Consider the following 18,918-nt stretch of genomic DNA (forward strand, 5'->3'; position numbering starts at 1 on the left):
ATCGCATGGTACGATGGCCGAGCGAGACCGGAACGCCTGACGAGGCATCCTTCGGTCCGAATCTTGCCGAGCTTCTGCGTGAGATTCCTTATTTCCAGAAGAATCCGGACCACATTGCCGTCATCGACAGTCACGGTTCGCCGATGACCAAGAATGTCATCGCGGTCGTTCGCGGCACAGGGCGTAGAACTCTAGCTCTGGCGGGTCATTTCGACGTGGTGGAAACTGCAAACTACCGCGATTTGAAACATCTGGCCTTTGAACCGGATGCCTTGCTGGAAGCGCTTCTCGCCGATCTTACCAGCCGTCCGCTTGCTCCGAACGAGGAAAAGGCACTCGCTGACTTCCAGAGCGGAAATTACATTCCAGGACGCGGCATGCTGGACATGAAGAGCGGTGTTGCCGCTGGCATCGCCACACTGGAATATTTCTCGCAACAGCCTGATCGCGAAGGCAATCTGATCCTGTTCGCGACCCCTGACGAAGAGCGCGGTTCGCGGGGAATGCGCAACCTGCGCGATGCCTTGCCGGAACTTGCCGAACGCTGGGGTCTCGACATTGTCGCTGGTATCAATCTGGATGCAACAAGCGATCAAGGTGACGGTGCCGAAGGCCGCGCCATCTATCGCGGCACTATCGGAAAGCAGCTTCCCTTTGCCTTCGTGATCGGGCAGCCTTCGCATGCAAGCTATCCGTTCGAAGGTGTCAGCGCGCATCTCATTGCGTCTGAAATCATGCGGGCGGTGGAAGCCAATGCCACCCTTTGCGATACGGCGGACGGTGAAGTTTCGCCACCTCCAATCTGCCTTGAAGCGCGGGATTTCCGCGGTGGCTATGAAGTGACCACGCCGGAACGAACATGGATTGCCTTCAACTGGCTGACCCATTCCGTTTCTCCCGACGCGTTGTTCCAGCGGTTCAAGGCGGTTGTCGGCGAGGCACTGGATCGTGCGATCGGGCACTTCAATGTTGAGGCTGAACGCTTTGCAAAGCTGGTTGGCAGCGATGCAGACGCCAATCACAAGGGTCGAATTCTGACCACTGCCGAGCTGCGCGACGAAGTCCGGCGTATTGGTGGTGACGTGGCACTGGAACGGATAGCCGCATTGGAAGCCGAGCTCTCAAGCAGCGACAACCCACTCCTCATGACGCGGGAACTCGTCAATTGCATGGTTGCCGAGGCGCGCGTTACAGGCCCGACGGTCATTATCGGTTTCGGGAGCCTTGTCTATCCGCATGTTCGGATGGGAACTGAAACGGCAGAAGAACAGCGTTTTATCGAAGCTCTGGAAACCGCGCGCGTGGATGCGGAGCGCCAGTTTGATACAACGATCCGATATAGGGAAATCTTTGCCGGAATTTCAGATATGAGCTTCTTCGGTCACATTCCAGATGCGATGGATAGCGAAGTCATTGCGGCCAACACACCGGCTGCTCAATTTATCGACCGTGCCAATCCAAACGCGCTTTCCTATCCGGTGGTGAATATCGGTCCATGGGGGCGCGAGTATCATCAGAGGCTGGAGCGGGTTTATGCGCCCTATGCATTTACAGTGTTGCCGCAGTTTCTTTACGGCATCGCCGCACGGTTGCTGAAACCTTAGCGGTTCACGAACGGCTTGGTGTTCTTCATTTGGCCTGATTGACGGTTATAGCGATCATGTGGAGGACATCGTCAGCGCTGCAGCCGCGGGAGAGGTCGTTTGCGGGTTTGGCGAGGCCCTGGAGCACGGGGCCGATGGCCTGTGCGCCGCCGATGCGTTGGGCAATCTTGTAGCCGATATTGGCGGCTTCGAGATTGGGGAACACGAAGACATTGGCATTGCCCTTCAGCGGGGAGCCCGGTGACTTGGCATGGCTGATCGCCTCCACGAAAGCGGTGTCGAACTGCAGTTCGCCATCAATGCACAGATCGGGCTTGCGCTCCCGCACGGTGCGGGTTGCCTGAACGACCTTTGATACGCGCTCATGGGCGGCGCTACCGCCGGTGGAGAAGGACAGCATGGCAACGGCTGCGTCCTTTTCCATCAGTTGGCGGTATGAATCGGCCGACTGGATGGCGATATCGGCCAGCTGCGCGGAATCCGGTTCCACCATGAGGCCACAGTCGGCAAAGACGAAAGCGCCTTTCTTTTGATGATGCGACTGGCACAACAGCATCAGGAAGAAGCTGGAGACGAGGGAAGCGCCTTCGGCCTTGCCGATGATCTGCAGGGCATGGCGCACCACATCGGCGGTCGTTGCAACCGCACCGGCGACCGTCCCATCCGCATCGCCCTCCCGCACCATCATGGCTGCAAAGCCGAGCGGTGTCTTCACCATTGCCTCAGCCTGTTCTTCCGTCATGCCCTTGGCCTGACGCAGCCGATAGAGTTTTTGCGCATAATCCGCGCTCAAGCTCGATGTTGTGGGATCGATGATCGCAATTGTCGATCCGTCGATCTGTCTGCCGATGATGCTTTGGGACCCCAGAAGCGTGATGCGGGCAATGGCTTCACGTTCGGCACGCAGCGCCGCATCGATGATGCGCGGGTCTTCGCCTTCGGCCAGCACGATGTGGCGCGGCCTCGACCGGGCTTTCTCAAAAATCTTTTCCAACGGCAGCATGGCGCAATCTTTTCAAAAGGCCGGGAGTTGCGCTCCCGGCCTGATTACTGACGAACTGGTTCAGACAGGCATTTGCTGGCGCATGTCGGCCTTGTCGATACCGGCCACGACGACGGGCTTCTTCATCGCATCGCGGCGGAAAGGTTCGCCCAGTTCCTGATTGAGCACGACTTCGATGAAGGTGGTCACACCCTTGGCCTGCTCGTCGATTGCCGTCTGCAAGGCCTCGGTGAGCGCCCGCTGGCTATCGACGGTCACGCCCTTGAGGCCGCAGCCATCCGCCACCTTGGCATAGCTCAGATTGGGATTGAGCTCGGTGCCGACGAAGTTGTTGTCGTACCACAGCGTCGTGTTGCGCTTTTCGGCACCCCACTGATAGTTGCGGAAGATGACCATGGTGATCGCAGGCCAGCCCTTGCGACCGATGGAGGTCATCTCGTTCATGGAGATGCCGAAGGCACCGTCGCCGGCAAAGCCGACCACCGGCGTGTCGGGCTGGCCGATCTTGGCGCCGACGATGGACGGGAAGCCATAACCGCAGGGGCCGAACATGCCCGGCGCCAGATATTTGCGTCCGTGCTCGAAGCTTGGATAGGCGTTGCCGATGGCGCAATTATTGCCGATGTCGGTGGACATGATGGCGTTCTTCGGCATGCCGGCCTGAATGGCGCGCCATGCCTGTCGCGGCGACATGCGGTCCTTCTCGCGCTCGCGGGCACCGGCATTCCAGTGTGTGCCCGGATCGTCATCCTCGTGATCCATCGAGGAAAGCTGCTGCAGCCAGGCGGACTTGCGCTGATGGATGAGCTGCTTGCGCTCGTCGCGACCGGCATTGCCTGCATTGGCGCCCAGCTGGTCGAGGATCTGCCGCGCAACCTGTTTGGCATCGCCGCAAATGCCGACCGAGATCTTCTTGGTAAGGCCGATGCGATCGGGATTGATGTCGACCTGAATGATCTTGGCATCCTTCGGCCAGTAATCGATGCCGTAGCCTGGCAGTGTCGAGAACGGATTGAGACGGGTGCCGAGCGCCAGAACCACATCGGCCTTGGCGATCAGCTCCATCGCGGCCTTGGAGCCGTTATAGCCGAGCGGTCCTGCGGATAGCGGATGGGTGCCGGGGAAGGCATCATTGTGCTGATAGCCGCAGCAGACCGGCGCATCGAGCCTTTCGGCAAGTGCGATGGATTCCGGGATTGCCCCGCCGATGACGACACCGGCACCGTTGAGAATGACCGGGAATTTTGCTTCCGTCAGAAGCTTTGCAGCCTCGGCAATGGCATCGCGTCCGCCGCTCGGGCGTTCCAGCCGCACGATCTGCGGCAGGTCGACATCGATGACCTGGGTCCAGAAATCGCGCGGCACGTTGATCTGTGCCGGTGCACAGCCGCGCCATGCCTTTTCGATCACCCGGTTCAGCACCTCGGGAATGCGGGTCGCATCGCGCACTTCTTCCTGATAGCAGACCATCTCCTCGAACAGCGCCATCTGGTCCACTTCCTGGAAACCACCCTGACCGATGGTCTTGTTGGCAGCCTGCGGAGAGACGAGCAGCATCGGCGTGTGGTTCCAGTAGGCCGTCTTGATGGCGGTCACGAAGCCGGTCACGCCCGGACCGTTCTGGGCAATCGCCATGCCCATCTTGCCGGTCACACGCGTATAACCGTCACAGATCAGCGCCGCATTCGTCTCATGCGCGCAATCCCAGAACGTAATGCCTGCCTTCGGAAACAGATCCGAAACCGGCATCATCGCCGAACCGATGATCCCAAATGCATGCTCTATCCCATGCATCTGCAAAACCTTAACAAAAGCCTCTTCCGTCGTCATTTTCATGGCAGTGAATTCTCCTAAGCTACTTTTTCATAGGTTGACGCGAGGGCTTTCTGAGCCGTTAACGCGCTTTTCCTGTCTTCAAGGACCATCTGGGCGAGTTTTGCGCCGATCATCATCGCCGGTGCATTTGTGTTGCCGGAGACGATTTCCGGCATGATCGAGCAGTCTGCGACGCGCAGACCTTCAATGCCGCGAACGCGCAACCGGTTGTCGACAACAGAGCGCTCATCGACGCCCATCCGGCAGGTGCCGGTTGGATGGTAGATCGTGGTAGAATTGCTTCGCGCCCAATCAAGCAATTCGTCATCGCCATTGAGATCAGCTGTCGGTCTGAACTCCTGCGCAATTGCAGATTTAAGTGGTTCAGTCCGGGCGATGCGACGTGCGATGCGAATTCCCTCGATCAATGTCTGCTGGTCGTTTCTGGTTGCCAGATAGTTGGGCTGAATGACTGGATGGTCGAACGGGTTGCCGGAACGCAAAGTGATCGTTCCACGACTTTCCGGACGTAACTGGCACACCGATTGGGTGAATGCAGAGAAAGGATGCACACCTTCGCCGGGGCTGTCTGCCGACCATGGCTGGATGTGAAACTGAATATCCGGCGTGGCAAGTTCGGGTCGCGTTTTGACAAATCCGAAGACCAGGCTGGCGGCCATCGTCATGGGGCCGGTCCGAAACAGTGCATATTCAAGACCGATGGCAGCCTTCTTGAAGAGACTGCGAACTTCATCATTGAGTGTCGGTTCGTTGCATTTGAAAACCAGTCGAGCCTGCAGATGATCCTGCAGGTTCTGGCCCACTTCCGGCGCATCGTGATGCACAGCAATGCCGTGAGTAGCAAGTTGTTTAGCCGGGCCGATACCGGACAGCATGAGTATCTGCGGCGAGCCGATTGCTCCGGCGCACAAGATGACCTCACGTCTGGCATGAATCATGTAGCGGGTGCCGTCGGGGCGCCGATATTCTACGCCTGTCGCACGACCGTTCTGGATGACGACACGCATGATATGGGCATCGGTTTCGACGGTCAGATTTTCTCGATGACGGATTGGGCGCAAAAATGCGGCCGCGGATGAACATCTGCGTCCCTTGTGCATGGTCAACTGAAAATGCCCCACGCCCTCCTGCGTTGCTCCATTATAGTCGGGGTTGTAATCGTAGCCATTGGCACGGGCCGCTTCGATCCACTTTTCGCAGATTGCCCGCTTCAGGCGCGGGTCTGACACCTGCAACTCACCCGTGGTGCCACGGTCTGCGGCTGCCGGGCGATGAAACGTTTCGAAACTCTCGAAAATGGGGGCCACATCCTGCCAGGACCAGCCGGAATTGCCGAACTGTGCCCAGCGATCATAGTCCTCTTTCTGGCCGCGCACGTAAAGCAGACCATTGAGCGAAGATGAGCCGCCAAGCACCTTGCCTCGGGGCCAGTTCAGGCTGCGCCCGTTTAATCCTGAATCCGGTTCTGTCTGATAACACCAGTCATAGTTGGGGTCGTGCATGGTACGAAAATAGCCAACCGGAACGTGAATCCACGGATTGCTGTCCTTGCGGCCGGCTTCCAGCAGGTGAACGGTGACCGAAGGGTCCGCACTGATCCTGTTGGCAGCGATGCAACCAGCCGAGCCAGCTCCAACTATGATGTAATCCGCCACTTCATTCATAAAGAACTTCCTCCTGACAGGATCCGTGTCGTGCGATGGAAACGGATCCTTGTCTTGCCTGCCACTACAGCCCGCTGGTTCCGCTAAAGCCGTTTTCGTCTGCGCTCGATTGCAACAGCGGATGCCAACGACACCGCAGCCGCAAAAACCACGTAGACGCATACCCAGAAAGGATCATTGTTATTGATGGACATCAGATAGGTGGCGATCATCGGTGTCAGACCTGAAGCTATGATGCCCGAGAACTGATAGACGAAGGATATGCCAGTATATCTGACAGTCGGATCGAACAGGTCTGCAAACAGAGCTGCTTCCGGCCCATAGCACATGGGGTAGATGATGCCGAAGGGCAGTACGATGCCCAGAACGATCAGCGCTGGCACGCCTGTCGACATGAGCCAGAAGGCCGGGAAAACGCTCAAACCCAACAGGAAAGATCCCCATGCATAGGTAACAGGTCGTCCGATCCGGTCGGACAGACGTCCGAACAGGGGAATGAATACGATCATCACCACGGCTGCGGCGCAGACGGTCCACAATGCCGCCGTCCGATCGAGCCCTGCAAAACGGGTCAGATACAGGATCGAGAAAACGGCAAAGATATTGAAGAATACGCCGTCGATATAGCGGGCACCCATGCCGAGAATGACATTACCCGGATAGCGCTTGATCATGGTGGTGAAAGGCAGACCCTCATCCCGGCCGCGAGACGCAGCCTTAGCTTTTTGAAATTCGGGGCTTTCCTGAATATTGGACCTGATCCATGTCCCAAGAAAGACAAGTACGATTGATCCAATAAAGGCAGCGCGCCAGCCCCATGCCATGAACTGCTCGTCGGGCAGAAGTGACAGGAGCGCCATAACACCTGACGACAGGAACAAGCCCAGAGACAGACCGATCTGCGGCAGCGAAGCGTAGAAGCCACGCTTGTCTTTGGGCGCATATTCGTAAGCCATCAACACCGCACCGCCCCATTCGCCCCCAATGCCAATGCCTTGAAGGACACGAAGGAACAAAAGAGCCACTGGGGCCATCAGGCCGATAGTTTGATAGCCGGGCAAGAGCCCAATGGCGACAGTAGCTCCGCCCATCATCAGCAGGCTGACGATCAACATCGCCTTCCGCCCGATCCGGTCGCCGAAATGTCCGAAAACGAGGCCGCCCAAGGGTCGAGCGACAAAGCCTATCGCAAAAGTCGCGTAGGCCAGCATGATGGAAACGGTTTCGTTATCCGATGGAAAGTAAAGGTGGTTGAAGACGATGCCCGCCACCACACCATAAAGAAAAAAGTCATACCACTCGATGGTGGAGCCGATCAGACTGGCAAATACGACTTTCCTGACATCATTCGCCTGGCTGCTGCTCCTCACAGCATCCACTGTTGTATCCGACATGACGCCCTCCTGCGTTTTGACGGTTATGGCCCGATCCACACTCCTCCTGTGGATCGCGACGTCGTTAGCCTTGGTTTAAAACGCATGAGAGTCAATAATTTTTTGAGACGATTTGTCTCGAAAAATATCAACCTGTTGAATTCACCGGATATAAATTCGCTTGGTTACGTCTCCGGGCTGGGTTAAACCACTAGGAAATCTTAGTGTGACGTAGTGTTTTCATGAAGAATGAATCCAATAATCTGATTGCCAGCCCAAGTATAAGGAACCTGCAGATTCTTGAGTTGCTGGGTCGTCAACGACGCGCAATGACGCCTGCAGAAATCATTGAAGAGCTCAAACTGCCCAAGCCGACTGTGCACCGTCTGCTGGCCTATCTGGAAGAGCAGGGCTTTCTCGCCAAGAACATTGATGGGAAGAGTTATCTGCCCGGTGCTCGCTTCCGCGAGATGGCAATCGGCGCCATGCATGCTTCACTGAGCAGTCTGCCAAGCAGAAATGTTCTGATCTGGCTCAATCAGCAGATCGGAGAAACCTGCAATCTGGCGGTTCCCGACAATGATGCGATGATTTATGTCGATCGCGTGGAAACGCAGTGGCCGTTGCGCATTGCGCTTCATATCGGTTCGCGTGTGCCGCTCCATGCCACTGCGGCAGGGAAAGTCACACTCAGCCTGCTTTCGGAAGAAGCGTTCGAACGCTATCTCGTTACCGGAGACAAGCAGTCCTTCACCAACAAAACTATTGTCGATACGACGATGCTTCGCGAGGAAATCGAGCTTGTGAGGGTACGTGGGTTCGCGACGGACCAGGAAGAGCTCGTTGACGGCATGATTGCTGTGGCAGTGCCTGTCATGGATGCGCGGCGCAATTTTTGCGCCACGCTATCGTTCCATGCACCGACCCAGCGGCTGTCTCTGGAGCAGGGGCTTACCCATCTTGATGACCTGCGACAAGCAGCGGAAAAGCTTGGCAAGTTTATATGACTAGCCGCGACGGCGTCATCTTGTGGAAGATTGTCGGGGCAAAAGAATTGCCCCGTTCCGTTCAGCCTATCGAGACAAGCTCGCGTGAAAGAGCGTTCATCGTTTCCGCTCCATCGGGTGTGATGAGGAATTGTTCTTCGATCATCAGGGCGCCCAGTCCGTTTGCATAAAACGGGGCTTCCACTGCCAGCACCATATTCGGCTCGAAGATCATATCGTTTTCGTGCGAGATGAAAGGCCATTCCTCGATCCCGAGCGCCGAGCCGACGGAGTGCCCGAAATGCCCGCGATAATACTCGCTAAAACCATGACGCCGCATGGTGGAGAGCATTGCTTCGTGAACCTGACCGAATGTATTGCCGGGCTTCAGCAGCGCTGTTCCGGCCTGAAATGTATCAAGAAGCGCGCTGTAAACTTGTTCGGCGAGGGGAGCGGGCGTGCCTAGGACGAAGGTACGCGCGCCATCAGACGAATATCCATTTACCAGTGTGCCGACATCGGCCTTGATGAGGCCCCCTTCCGCCAGTTGCGTCGCAGGATTTTGAAGGTTCGGTCCGACAGTGATATAGGCCCAATGGCCGGACAGGCTCTGGCCATTTGCTTTGGCGGCACCCATGGCCCCGGTTAACCAGGCATCAGACAGTTCTGTGGCTGTTGAACCGGATCGTACTGCGTTCACCATATTCTGCAATCCGTCTTCCGCATGACGGGCTGCATTGCGTAAGAATTCGATTTCGCGGGGGCTTTTTATCAGGCGTAGCCGCTTTACGATGCTGGAAGCATCGCGCCATTGGGCAGAAGGCAGGATTTCTTTCAATCGTGCAAAGTCGGCTGCAGGCATGAATTCAAGGTCGATGCCGAGGCTGGATCGAGCGAGACCACGCTCAGCAATCATATCGCCAAGCAGTTGAAAGGCTGCTTTCTGGTTGAAGGTTTCTGGACGGGGGCCGATATTGCCGCTGTTACGATAGGCAGTGTTGATGTCTTCTATCGTATGGGCGTCGCGAACCGTGACGGCATCAATCCAGATTCGATGCGAGCGAAAGTCGATATCGTCAGGCGTTGTACCTGCAGCTGGCAGAGCCTGATCGCTCACAACAGCACCAAGACGCACCGAGGCATCTGCCGGGACAAAAGCTATGGCCGAGCCGGCGCGTCCCCACATTGTGGCCACGCCCGGCGTAAGCTCTGTGGCATAGCGAAAGTTTTCCGGCTGAAATAGCACCAATGCATCCAAGCCCTCCGCAGTGAGCAATTCCTGTACGCGGTGCCGATCCATATAGGTCATGGCTGATCTCTTGAGGTTATGTGCTTTGTCAGTCGCCTTATATCGGACGCTTTGTGCGATCGTCTGGATGGTTCGTCTAATAGATTGACTCTTTATGGAATAAATTTCTAATAATTCTCACCATCTCATGGTGCCGCCGCTTACCGATGCTCTCGCGGACGCGGTATAAGCGTTGCTAACGGAGAGCCTGTAGAGCGCTTTCCACGCAGGAGAATAATATGGGCGGCTTAAACATTCGTGATCGCAAATCTGGACTGGCTTACTGGAGTTTGAGTGCGGCATTGGCCGTGACGCTCGGTATTGGATCGTACAGCCAGGCGCTGGCGCAGGAAAGCGACCCGGAAGCGACAATCAATATCGGTTCGCTCTACGAGCCGCAAAACCTCGACAATACCGCCGGTGCGGGGCAGGGCATCAACGAAGCCTTCAACGGCAATGTCTATGAGGCCCTGTTTCGGCTTGCCGATGACGGCAAGGTTGAGCCGGTTCTGTCGAAGGATTACAGCGTCAGCGACGACGGGCTGACCTATACGTTCAAGCTGCAGCCGGGTGTAACTTTTCATTCGGGTGCGCCGCTGACTTCCAAGGACGTCAAATTCTCCATTGAACGCGTCGCCGCACCGGAATCGAAAAGCTCGCGCAAAAGCAGCCTCAAGACTATTTCGGCCGTTGAGACTCCGGACGATGAAACTGTCGTCGTCAAGCTGTCCTCGCGCTCCATCTCCCTGCCGTACAATCTGAGCTATGTATGGGTGGTGAACGACGAAGCGAAGGATCTGCAGTCGAAGGAAGATGGAACCGGGCCTTACGAGCTTGAAGACTGGCGCCGTGGGTCGTCTCTGTCGATGAAGCGCTTCGATAAATATTGGGGCGCCAAGCCGAAAAACGGCGAGGTGGTCTTCCAGTATTTCACCGATGCCAGTGCACTGAACAATGCTTTGCTGACTGGCTCGGTGGATATCATCACGTCGGTTCAAAGCCCGGATTCTCTGGCGCAGTTCAAGGATAATCCTGATTTCACCGTCAGCGAAGGACAATCCACCACCAAGCTGCTGCTGGCCTATAACGACCGCGTTGCGCCGTTCGATAATGTCAAAGTGCGCAAGGCGCTTGCCCGTGCAATCGACGACCAGAAGCTTTTGAAGGCTGTATGGGGCGATTACGGCACGCTGATCGGCTCGTTCGTTCCGCCGACAGATCCGTGGTATGTCGATCTCACCAAGGTTGACGCCTATGATCCTGAAAGTGCCAAGGAACTTCTCAAGGAAGCTGGTTATCCGGATGGTTTCACGTTCACTATTGATACGCCGAACTATGATCCGCACCCGATTGCCGCGCAGTTCATCCAGAGCGAGTTGGCCAAGATCGGCGTAACCGTCAAGATCAACGTCATCACCGCCAATGAATGGTACACGAAGGTCTATAAGGCACATGATTTCCAGGCCACCTTGCAGGAACATGTAAACCATCGTGACATCGTGTTCTATGGCAATCCCGATTTCTATTGGGGTTACAACAATCCGAAGATTGTCGATCTTATCAAGGAAGCCGAAGCCAGCGTGACCACGGATGAACAGACGGCCAAGCTGACCGAGGCGAACAAGATCATTGCCGAAGATGCGGCCAGTAACTGGTTCTATCTCTATCCGCAGATCGTTGTTTCGAAGAAATCAGTGAGCGGTTACCCGATCAATGGCCTGAATTCCCAGTTCTTTGCTTACGACATCGTGAAGGCGGAATAATAACCGCCTGTCGATATCGAGAACATCAACTCGACAGAACGCGCCGCCTGAATTAATTTCCGGCGGCGTTGTCGCATTTGCATGAGGGTCTGAGCGCTGCCCCTCACATTGGAGAGGTAAACGCTATTTTCGCCTATATTATTCGCCGATCGGCCATATTGGTTCTATCGGTTTTCATCGCTTCAATCGTGCTGTTTCTGCTGTTGCGTCTTCTGCCGGGCGATCCTGCCAATGCGCTTGTTTCTGTCGGCGCGGATGCCGCGCAGATCGAGGCCGCGCGCAAACAGGTCGGTTCGGACCTGCCGCTTTATGAACAATTTCTGCGTTTCATCGACAGCCTCTTGCGCTTTGATCTTGGTAATTCCTTTGTGAGTGGAGCACCGGTTCTCGCCGAGATCGGAAAGCGGCTGATTGTGACCGTACCGTTGACGTTGATGGCATTCGTCGTTGCAATCATGATCGCGGTACCACTCGGCATTCTGTCGGTCGTGCGCCAGAACCGCTGGTATGGATCGTTGATATCTGTCGTTTCCCAGTTCGGCATTGCCGTGCCGGTGTTCTGGATTGGCATTCTGCTGGTCTGGTTTTTCGCAGTTAAGCTCCGGCTGTTTCCTTCAGGTGGTTTCCCGTCACGTGGATGGCAATCGGTGCCCGCTGCTTTTCAATCGCTGGTATTACCGGTCGCGACAATTGCCATCGTCATGTCGGCATCGTTGATCCGTTATGTCCGTTCGGCTACCCAGGACGTGCTTGGCAGTGATTATCTTCGCACTGCACGGGCGCTTGGCGCAACATTTTCGCAGGCGCTTGTTCGCCACGGTATTCGCAACGGCGCCGTTCCGGTGATCTCGATACTCGGTATTGAGCTTGCCTCGACTTTGCTCGGTGCTGTGGTAGTCGAGCGCGTGTTCTCGCTGCCTGGCCTCGGTTCGATGCTTCTGCTCGGCATAGAGCAGCGCGACTATCCGAACGTTCAGGGTGTTCTGTTTGTATCGACGCTTCTGGTGTTGCTGGTTGGCTTCGCCGCAGATCTCCTGCAACGGCTGATCGACCCGCGCTTGCGCCAGCGGTCCACGGGAGGTCGCGCATGATGGAACCTGCTGATATGACGCTCCCCGTTCGGGATGAAAAGCTGGCTTACCGACTGCCATGGCCCCTTGTTGTGGGTGGATTGCTGCTGGCGCTGCATCTGGCTGTCGCTCTTCTCTCACTGGTCTGGACACCTTACGGTGTCGGCGAAATGGTGGGCGGACGACTGGAAGCTCCGTCCTGGTTGCATTGGGCCGGTACGGATCGTCTGGGACGCGATCTGATGACGCAAATCATGATCGGTTCGCGCATTGCGCTTGTCGTCGGCTGTGGAGCCATCGCGCTCAGCGCAGTGATTGGCGTGACGATGGGTGTTCTTGCTGCATTCGCGACCCAGACGCTCGATGATGTGCTGGCGGCAACGCTCGATATCCTCATTGCCTTCCCAACCCTGTTGCTGGCCATGCTGATCGTGGCTTCGAGCGATGGTGCGAGTCTGACGACCGCCATCGTGGCCATCGGTATCGCCGGATCGGCCATCGTGGCGCGTCTGACCCGCATCCTTGCCAAGCGGGTTTTAGCGATGGATTACATCACAGCATCGCGCATTTCCGGCACATCATGGCTTGGGCTGGTCCGCATCCATGTGCTGCCGAATATCTGGCCAACCCTGATCGTCAACTTTGCGCTTCAGTTCGGACTGGCAGTGATTGCGGAAGCATCGCTTTCCTATCTTGGCCTTGGTGCCCCGCCGCCCAATTCATCCTGGGGCCGTCTTCTGCAGGAGGCACAGGCGTCTGTTTATACGGCGCCATTCGGCGCTATCGCGCCTGGTCTGGCACTTGTCTCATTGGTGATCGGGCTCAATCTGTTTGCCGATGGGCTGCGTGACGTGGCCGACCCAACGCGAAGGAGGCAACGTTGAGCTCATTGCTGAATGTAGAAAACCTTCAGATAGAAATGGCAGGCAGGTCTCTGATTTCCGGCGTTTCGCTGTCGGTTGGACAAGGTGAAAGGTTTGGCCTGATCGGTGAATCTGGTTCAGGCAAGTCGTTGACGGCTCTTGCCATCATGGGACTGTTGCCGGATGGCATGCGGGCAAGCGGATCGATCACGCTCGACGGCCATCAGGTGATAGGTGCGCGAGATCGGGACCTGGTACCGTTGCGTGGGCAGTGCATTGCAACAGTCTTTCAGGAACCGATGACGGCGCTCGACCCTTTGATGCGGCTTGGCAAACAAGTCGGTCTGGTCGTTCGTCGCCGCGCGTTTCGGGATGGTCGCAGAATTGGGCAAGCTGAAGTGAATGCAGAGGTGCACTCGCTTCTGGAGCGTGTATCCCTGCCGGACCCGGAACGCATTGCCCGTTCCTGGCCACACGAAATATCGGGCGGCCAGCGCCAGCGTGCGGCCATCGCAATGGCTCTAGCCTGTCGCCCCAAGCTTTTGATTGCGGACGAACCGACGACGGCGCTCGATGTCACCACGCAGGCCGAGATTTTGAAACTGCTGGAGCAACTGGTGCGGGACGAGGGCATGGGACTTCTGTTCATCAGTCACGATTTGCCGGTGGTTGCGACCGTTACTGAACGCGCGCTGGTCCTGCGGCACGGAAAACTCATAGAAGAAGGGCCGGTTGCGGCACTCTTCACCAATCCGCAGCAGCCCTATACGCAGGGGCTCGTGGCTGCTGCGAGGGCATTCGATGCTGCGCTGGAGGTTGCGCGATGACGTTGATGGACCTTTCGGGCGTTTCCTTCGCCTATACAGGCGGCAAGACGGTTCTGCACGATGTCGATCTGAAACTTGAGACCGGAAGCAATCTGGGCATTGTGGGTGAATCCGGTTCCGGCAAGACTACCTTGCTGAAACTATTGCTCGGGCTACAGCGCGCTTCATCCGGGAATGTTTCGTTTCGCGGCGAGCCTCTGGATATTCGCAATCGCAACTTTATGCGCAACTTCCGCCGTTCGGTGCAGGCGGTATTTCAGGATCCCTATTCATCGCTTGATCCACGTCAGCGTGTATTCGATATCATCGCAGAACCGCTGCGATCCCTGAAAGTACAGACTGACATTGCACAGGCTGTTGCACAGGCGCTTGCTTCGGTCGATCTGCCTACGGATGCCGTTCGCCGCTATCCGCACGAGTTTTCCGGCGGGCAGCGCCAGCGTATCGCGATAGCACGGGCGATTGTCTCCAGGCCTGACCTCATCATCGCCGACGAAGTGGTCAGCGCGCTCGATCTGACAACACGGGCCCGTATCATTGATCTCATGCGCTCTCTTTCTGAACAAACCACTTTCGTGGTGGTGTCGCACGACATTGCGTTGGTCGCGCTGTTGTGCGAACAGCTGATCGTTCTGGAGAAGGGCGTAATCGTAGAACAGGGCAAGACGCGTGATATTCTCGCTGATCCGCAGCACACCTATACGAGGAAGCTGTTGACCAGTTTGCCGCGGATGCCTCAACCGGTTTGAGTATTGAAACCGGTTGAGAGGTCCTAGCAAAATTGGCTGCTGCCCATTTGTCTGTACGCTGTTTCGCATTTTCAAGGTGCACTCTAAGCCGTCAGGGCGACAGGTATATAGTAACGTGATTTTGCCTCAAACTTTAAGGCCTGTTGCATAAACGCAGCGATCACATGCTTCTGATCGATTTATGCAGAGGGTTGCCAAAAAAGCATAATTGCTGAACAAGGGTTAGAACTAGGCGCTCAATATCGGAAATGGAACATAGCTTGAAACGCATCAAAATCGGTTTGGTTTGTCTCTTCCTGGCAGGGATTTCATCAGCGCATGCTCTTGAAGCCAGTTCACCTGCCATTTTGAAGCCATCGCCGGAGCAAGTTGAAGCCGCTCATCTAACGGCAGAGTTTCTCACGCGTTTTCATTATCGGCCCATCGCGCTGGATGATGCGCTGTCGGTCCGGATCATGAACCGGTTTGTCGACTCGCTGGACCCGGATCGGCTCATTTTTCTGCAGGCCGATGTCGACAAGTTCTTGAGTAGCAGCAAGGAAATCGATGATGCCATCGAGCGCCAGGATCTGACTATCCCGTTTACCATTTTCAATACCTACCAGATGCGCATCATTGAACGCATGACGTTTGCGCGTAGCCTGCTCAAGCAGAGTTTCGATTTCAGCAAGCAGGAAGACTTCGCCATCGTGCGCGACAAGGAACCCTGGCCGCGATCGATTGAGGAGAGCAATGACCTGTGGCGCAAGCGTGTCAAGAACGATTGGTTGCGCCTTAAGCTGGCTGGCAAGGATGATGCGACTATTCGCACGACGCTTGATAAACGCTATGAGAATTCCATCGAGCGCACCTTTAAATATAACAGCGACGATGCTTTTCAGTCGTTTATGGCTGCCTATACAACATCGGTTGATCCTCATACGGATTATTTCGGCGCAAAGGCCTCGGCTGAATTCGATATCTCAATGAAGCTGTCTCTGGTTGGTATTGGTGCCGTTCTCCAGGAAAGGGACGACTATACGACAATCCGCGAACTGGTTGCAGGCGGCCCGGCGCAGTCATCGGGCAAGCTCGCTGTGGGCGACCGTATTGTTGGTGTTGGTCAAGGCAAAGAAGGTCCCATTAAGGAAGTGATCGGCATGCGTCTCGATGAGGTGGTGCAGATGATCCGCGGGGACAAGGGATCAACTGTGCGGCTTGATATTCTGCCGGTCGATGCTGGGCCGGATGGCAAGCATCACGTCATTACTCTGGTTCGTGACAAGATCAGTCTCGATAAACAGGCCGCGCAGAAGAAGGTGCTTTCAGTGAAGGACGGGGACACCTCGCGCAAGATCGGAGTGATTACTCTGCCCGCTTTCTATGAAGACATCGAAGCGCGCCGCAAGGGCGACAAGAATTACAGGAGTGCAAGCCGCGATGTTGCAAAGCTCATCGCGGAGCTGAAACAGGACAAGGTCGATGGCATTTTGATCGACCTCCGCAACAATGGCGGCGGCTCGCTTAGCGAGGCGATTGATCTAACGGGCTTATTTGTTGGAAAAGGACCTGTAGTCCAACAACGCAATGCAAGCGGCGAAGTCAAGGTTGAACGCGATAATTTTCCGACACCCGCATGGAAGGGCCCGCTAGGCGTGTTAGTCAATCGCGGTTCAGCTTCGGCTTCTGAAATATTTGCGGCCGCAATACAGGATTATGGACGTGGTGTGGTTATCGGCGAAACGAGTTTTGGCAAGGGAACCGTACAGACCGTAGTTAATCTCGACGAAGTAGCCAACAATCCTAAACCGGAATATGGCGAGCTTAAGTTTACAGTTGCTCAGTTCTTTCGCGTCGACGGTGGAACGACACAATTGCGTGGCGTGACGCCCGATATCAGTCTGCCGGGGCTTTTCGATCTCAAACTTGTCGGTGAATCGAGCTTCGACAATGCCTTGCCCTGGTCACAGGTCAAGGCAGCAAAATACAAGTTTTCAGACGCCATAAAGACGTTGTTGCCAAAGCTGCAAAGCCTGCACGATGAGCGCGTGCAGAGAAGCCCGGAATTCCAGGACTTTGTGCAAGATGTGGCGACGTTGAAAGCGCAGCGCGAGAAGACAGTCATCTCCCTCAATGAAACAGAACGTCGCAACGAGATGGCCGCTCAGGAAAAGCGGGCGAAGGCGCGCGGAAAAGTCAATGATGGCATTGATACGCAGATTGATGACGGCCTGCAGTCGAACGAGCGAAGCTTGACTGCTGATCTTGCCATTGAGAAAAACCGCAAGAGCGCGATGGATGTTTTACAAATCGAAGCTGCTTCTATTGTGAGTGATCTGGCTGATCTGCAGGCAAATGCGCCGAAACGTGCAGCCAACTAGTTTGAAAGCAGAGCTTTAGCCCTGCGTTTTCCATAACTGGTAATTGAAGCGCTGTGTACGTTATCGGATCAGGAGTACCCAACAGGGATGTGATTCAATAGGGTAATCAGAATGGCTGAGACAATTGTTGCACTTGGGACCGGATCGCTTGACGGATAGCGACGATGACTTGCAGCAATTCACTTTATCACAGGGCTCGGTGGCCTGCCGGTCGTTTCCACGATATGATCTTAAACTCAGAATGCAAAAGGCCAAAAACCGTTCATCTGTTACCAACCGTCAAACCAATTGAAGGGCGGGGCATTTCATAGGTATGGCCTGGCTGCCAAAGAGATCGTCGATTGTTTCTTCGGCAATCGCAAAGCATGTTGAAGCGCCACAGCCGCTGGTGACGACCACAACGCGTACGGCGTCAGCTGGCTGATCAGTGATCCGCCAGCGACCAGGAGCCGACGCATAGGTGCCAACCCAGCGTGCTGAGACGCTGCGCCCTGGTAGCGCCAGAACACGGTCGAGCTCGGCAAGCATGAAGTCATCAACTTCGGTTGACCCGAAAGGATCAGGGGTTCTGGCATAGTGATGACTGTCCCCAACGACCAGCGAACCATCGGATGATTGTGCAACGATCAAGTGGATATCGTTAGCACGCTGGTCGGGCATCTCGCCGTTCAATTGCTGCTGCAATTCATTGAGACCCGGAAGCCCTGTATAGCCGGATGAGCGGGCAAGTGAGAGCTCGGAGAGGAGTGTCGTTCCGAATGGTTTGTTTGGATGTGAGGTGACACGCAGCATCTGCAGCTTGCAGCGGGTCAGTTCATATTTCTGCAGCCTATCGGCAAACAGACCCGTGAAATCATCACCTGGACAGATGATGGCCGCTTCGGCTTCGACAAGTCCATTGCTTGTCAGGATTGACGGTGTGTTGACCGCGTAAACATGGGTATTCCATTGAAAAGCGACACCCAGTTTTTCACGCAGGAAAATGGCCAGCCGGGGGAGGGCTTCGCGGGATTCAACGCGGATTTCATGCGGACTGAACAAGGCGAACTGAGCAGCCTCCTGCCGTAATGCCGGCACAAGCTTTTGCGCGTTGCTCGTCGAAATTTTTTTGCATTCCGCCCCCATATCCGTTTTCAAAAATGCATCAATGAGGGTTTCTGCCGGACCATGTCGAGCGGCAAGCAGCATGCCGCGTTGAAGGATGTCGATGCCGGCGACGTTGGCGACGTCTTCCCATATCTCACGTGCGCGGCGCGCCTTCGTCCAGCAATCGCCTGCTGCCTGACCGGTTATTGTTACAAATCCGAAATTGCGGATCGATGCGCCATTGCTCTGCGCATCGCGATCCAGAACGATCACTTTCTTGCCCCGAACTGCCGCAGCATAAGCATGAGCAAGGCCGATTATGCCCCCTCCGACAATAGCAACATCATAGAGCGCCATCGTGCTCGAACCTCCCATTCAGCGTTTCACTTGAGCACGGATCAGGTCCACGCAAGTCTTGTTGAATGAACTTGCTCAAATGGCTGGAC

Annotated in this window: 14 protein-coding genes; 8 read left to right on the forward strand and 6 right to left on the reverse strand. The window is 55.8% G+C overall.

Annotation, left to right across the window (positions count from 1 at the left end):
• Positions 1-5: 5 nt before the first annotated feature.
• Positions 6-1,604, forward strand: a complete 1,599-nt coding sequence (locus MKS82_RS18970) for a M20/M25/M40 family metallo-hydrolase (RefSeq protein ID WP_109989301.1) — start codon at positions 6-8, stop codon at positions 1,602-1,604.
• Between the two features lie 25 nt (positions 1,605-1,629).
• On the opposite strand, the gene pta is transcribed toward MKS82_RS18970, so the two are convergent.
• The 4 genes from pta to MKS82_RS18990 all read right to left on the reverse strand — a co-directional run bounded on the left by pta (position 1,630) and on the right by MKS82_RS18990 (position 7,501).
• Positions 1,630-2,607, reverse strand: coding sequence for a phosphate acetyltransferase (pta, locus tag MKS82_RS18975; RefSeq protein ID WP_109989302.1), 978 nt, complete (start codon positions 2,605-2,607; stop codon positions 1,630-1,632).
• A 60-nt stretch (positions 2,608-2,667) separates the two neighbouring features.
• Complete coding sequence (gene xsc, locus MKS82_RS18980; RefSeq protein ID WP_240579173.1) at positions 2,668-4,443, reverse strand: sulfoacetaldehyde acetyltransferase; 1,776 nt, start codon at positions 4,441-4,443, stop codon at positions 2,668-2,670.
• A gap of 14 nt (positions 4,444-4,457) precedes the next feature.
• Positions 4,458-6,107: a GMC family oxidoreductase gene (locus MKS82_RS18985; RefSeq protein ID WP_109989309.1), complete on the reverse strand. Its 1,650-nt coding sequence runs from the start codon at positions 6,105-6,107 to the stop codon at positions 4,458-4,460.
• Between the two features lie 83 nt (positions 6,108-6,190).
• A complete protein-coding gene (locus tag MKS82_RS18990) occupies positions 6,191-7,501 on the reverse strand; it encodes an MFS transporter (RefSeq protein WP_181394329.1) in 1,311 nt (436 codons plus the stop codon).
• A 221-nt stretch (positions 7,502-7,722) separates the two neighbouring features.
• Here MKS82_RS18990 and MKS82_RS18995 point away from each other — a divergent pair, with 221 nt between their 5' ends.
• A complete protein-coding gene (locus tag MKS82_RS18995; RefSeq protein WP_109989311.1) occupies positions 7,723-8,487 on the forward strand; it encodes an IclR family transcriptional regulator in 765 nt (254 codons plus the stop codon).
• 61 nt (positions 8,488-8,548) lie between these two features.
• Here the strand turns inward: MKS82_RS18995 and MKS82_RS19000 are convergent, their stop codons facing one another.
• A complete protein-coding gene (locus MKS82_RS19000) occupies positions 8,549-9,775 on the reverse strand; it encodes a M24 family metallopeptidase (protein ID WP_109989312.1) in 1,227 nt (408 codons plus the stop codon).
• A gap of 218 nt (positions 9,776-9,993) precedes the next feature.
• On the opposite strand from MKS82_RS19000, the gene MKS82_RS19005 reads away from it, so the two are divergent.
• The 6 genes from MKS82_RS19005 (at position 9,994) to MKS82_RS19030 (ending at position 17,386) form a co-directional block, all read left to right on the forward strand.
• Positions 9,994-11,517 (forward strand): ABC transporter substrate-binding protein, encoded by a 1,524-nt coding sequence (locus MKS82_RS19005; RefSeq protein WP_109989313.1) that lies wholly within the window; start codon positions 9,994-9,996, stop codon positions 11,515-11,517.
• A 137-nt stretch (positions 11,518-11,654) separates the two neighbouring features.
• On the forward strand, positions 11,655-12,608 hold the full coding sequence (locus MKS82_RS19010) for an ABC transporter permease (protein WP_286166685.1): 954 nt from the start codon (positions 11,655-11,657) through the stop codon (positions 12,606-12,608).
• Positions 12,605-13,471 (forward strand): ABC transporter permease, encoded by an 867-nt coding sequence (locus tag MKS82_RS19015; protein ID WP_109989314.1) that lies wholly within the window; start codon positions 12,605-12,607, stop codon positions 13,469-13,471. Before MKS82_RS19010 ends, MKS82_RS19015 begins: the two co-directional genes overlap by 4 nt.
• Positions 13,468-14,277 (forward strand): ATP-binding cassette domain-containing protein, encoded by an 810-nt coding sequence (locus MKS82_RS19020; RefSeq protein ID WP_109989315.1) that lies wholly within the window; start codon positions 13,468-13,470, stop codon positions 14,275-14,277. The genes MKS82_RS19015 and MKS82_RS19020 overlap by 4 nt, the downstream gene beginning before the upstream one ends.
• Positions 14,274-15,026 (forward strand): ATP-binding cassette domain-containing protein, encoded by a 753-nt coding sequence (locus MKS82_RS19025; protein ID WP_240579174.1) that lies wholly within the window; start codon positions 14,274-14,276, stop codon positions 15,024-15,026. The genes MKS82_RS19020 and MKS82_RS19025 overlap by 4 nt, the downstream gene beginning before the upstream one ends.
• A gap of 248 nt (positions 15,027-15,274) precedes the next feature.
• Complete coding sequence (locus tag MKS82_RS19030; protein ID WP_109989317.1) at positions 15,275-17,386, forward strand: carboxy terminal-processing peptidase; 2,112 nt, start codon at positions 15,275-15,277, stop codon at positions 17,384-17,386.
• Positions 17,387-17,665: 279 nt separating this feature from the next.
• Here MKS82_RS19030 and MKS82_RS19035 read toward each other — a convergent pair whose 3' ends face one another.
• Positions 17,666-18,829 carry a TIGR03364 family FAD-dependent oxidoreductase gene (locus MKS82_RS19035; protein ID WP_109989318.1) on the reverse strand — a complete coding sequence of 388 codons (1,164 nt, stop codon included), beginning with the start codon at positions 18,827-18,829 and terminating at the stop codon, positions 17,666-17,668.
• Between the last annotated feature and the right edge of the window lie 89 nt (positions 18,830-18,918).

The sequence above is a fragment of the Ochrobactrum sp. A-1 genome (assembly GCF_022488005.1).
In the GTDB taxonomy this organism is placed as follows: Bacteria; Pseudomonadota; Alphaproteobacteria; order Rhizobiales; family Rhizobiaceae; genus Brucella.

Bases quoted from the DNA above. Each gene is read 5' to 3' on its own strand.
- MKS82_RS19035 (WP_109989318.1), bottom strand. From the start codon at position 18,829: ATGGCGCTCTATGATGTTGCTATTGTCGGAGGGGGCATAATCGGCCTT.
- MKS82_RS19005 (WP_109989313.1), top strand. From the start codon at position 9,994: ATGGGCGGCTTAAACATTCGTGATCGCAAATCTGGACTGGCTTACTGG.
- MKS82_RS19025 (WP_240579174.1), top strand. From the start codon at position 14,274: ATGACGTTGATGGACCTTTCGGGCGTTTCCTTCGCCTATACAGGCGGC.
- MKS82_RS19015 (WP_109989314.1), top strand. From the start codon at position 12,605: ATGATGGAACCTGCTGATATGACGCTCCCCGTTCGGGATGAAAAGCTG.
- pta (WP_109989302.1), bottom strand. From the start codon at position 2,607: ATGCTGCCGTTGGAAAAGATTTTTGAGAAAGCCCGGTCGAGGCCGCGC.
- MKS82_RS18985 (WP_109989309.1), bottom strand. From the start codon at position 6,107: ATGAATGAAGTGGCGGATTACATCATAGTTGGAGCTGGCTCGGCTGGT.
- MKS82_RS18970 (WP_109989301.1), top strand. From the start codon at position 6: ATGGTACGATGGCCGAGCGAGACCGGAACGCCTGACGAGGCATCCTTC.
- xsc (WP_240579173.1), bottom strand. From the start codon at position 4,443: ATGAAAATGACGACGGAAGAGGCTTTTGTTAAGGTTTTGCAGATGCAT.
- MKS82_RS18995 (WP_109989311.1), top strand. From the start codon at position 7,723: ATGAAGAATGAATCCAATAATCTGATTGCCAGCCCAAGTATAAGGAAC.
- MKS82_RS18990 (WP_181394329.1), bottom strand. From the start codon at position 7,501: ATGTCGGATACAACAGTGGATGCTGTGAGGAGCAGCAGCCAGGCGAAT.
- MKS82_RS19030 (WP_109989317.1), top strand. From the start codon at position 15,275: ATGGAACATAGCTTGAAACGCATCAAAATCGGTTTGGTTTGTCTCTTC.
- MKS82_RS19000 (WP_109989312.1), bottom strand. From the start codon at position 9,775: ATGACCTATATGGATCGGCACCGCGTACAGGAATTGCTCACTGCGGAG.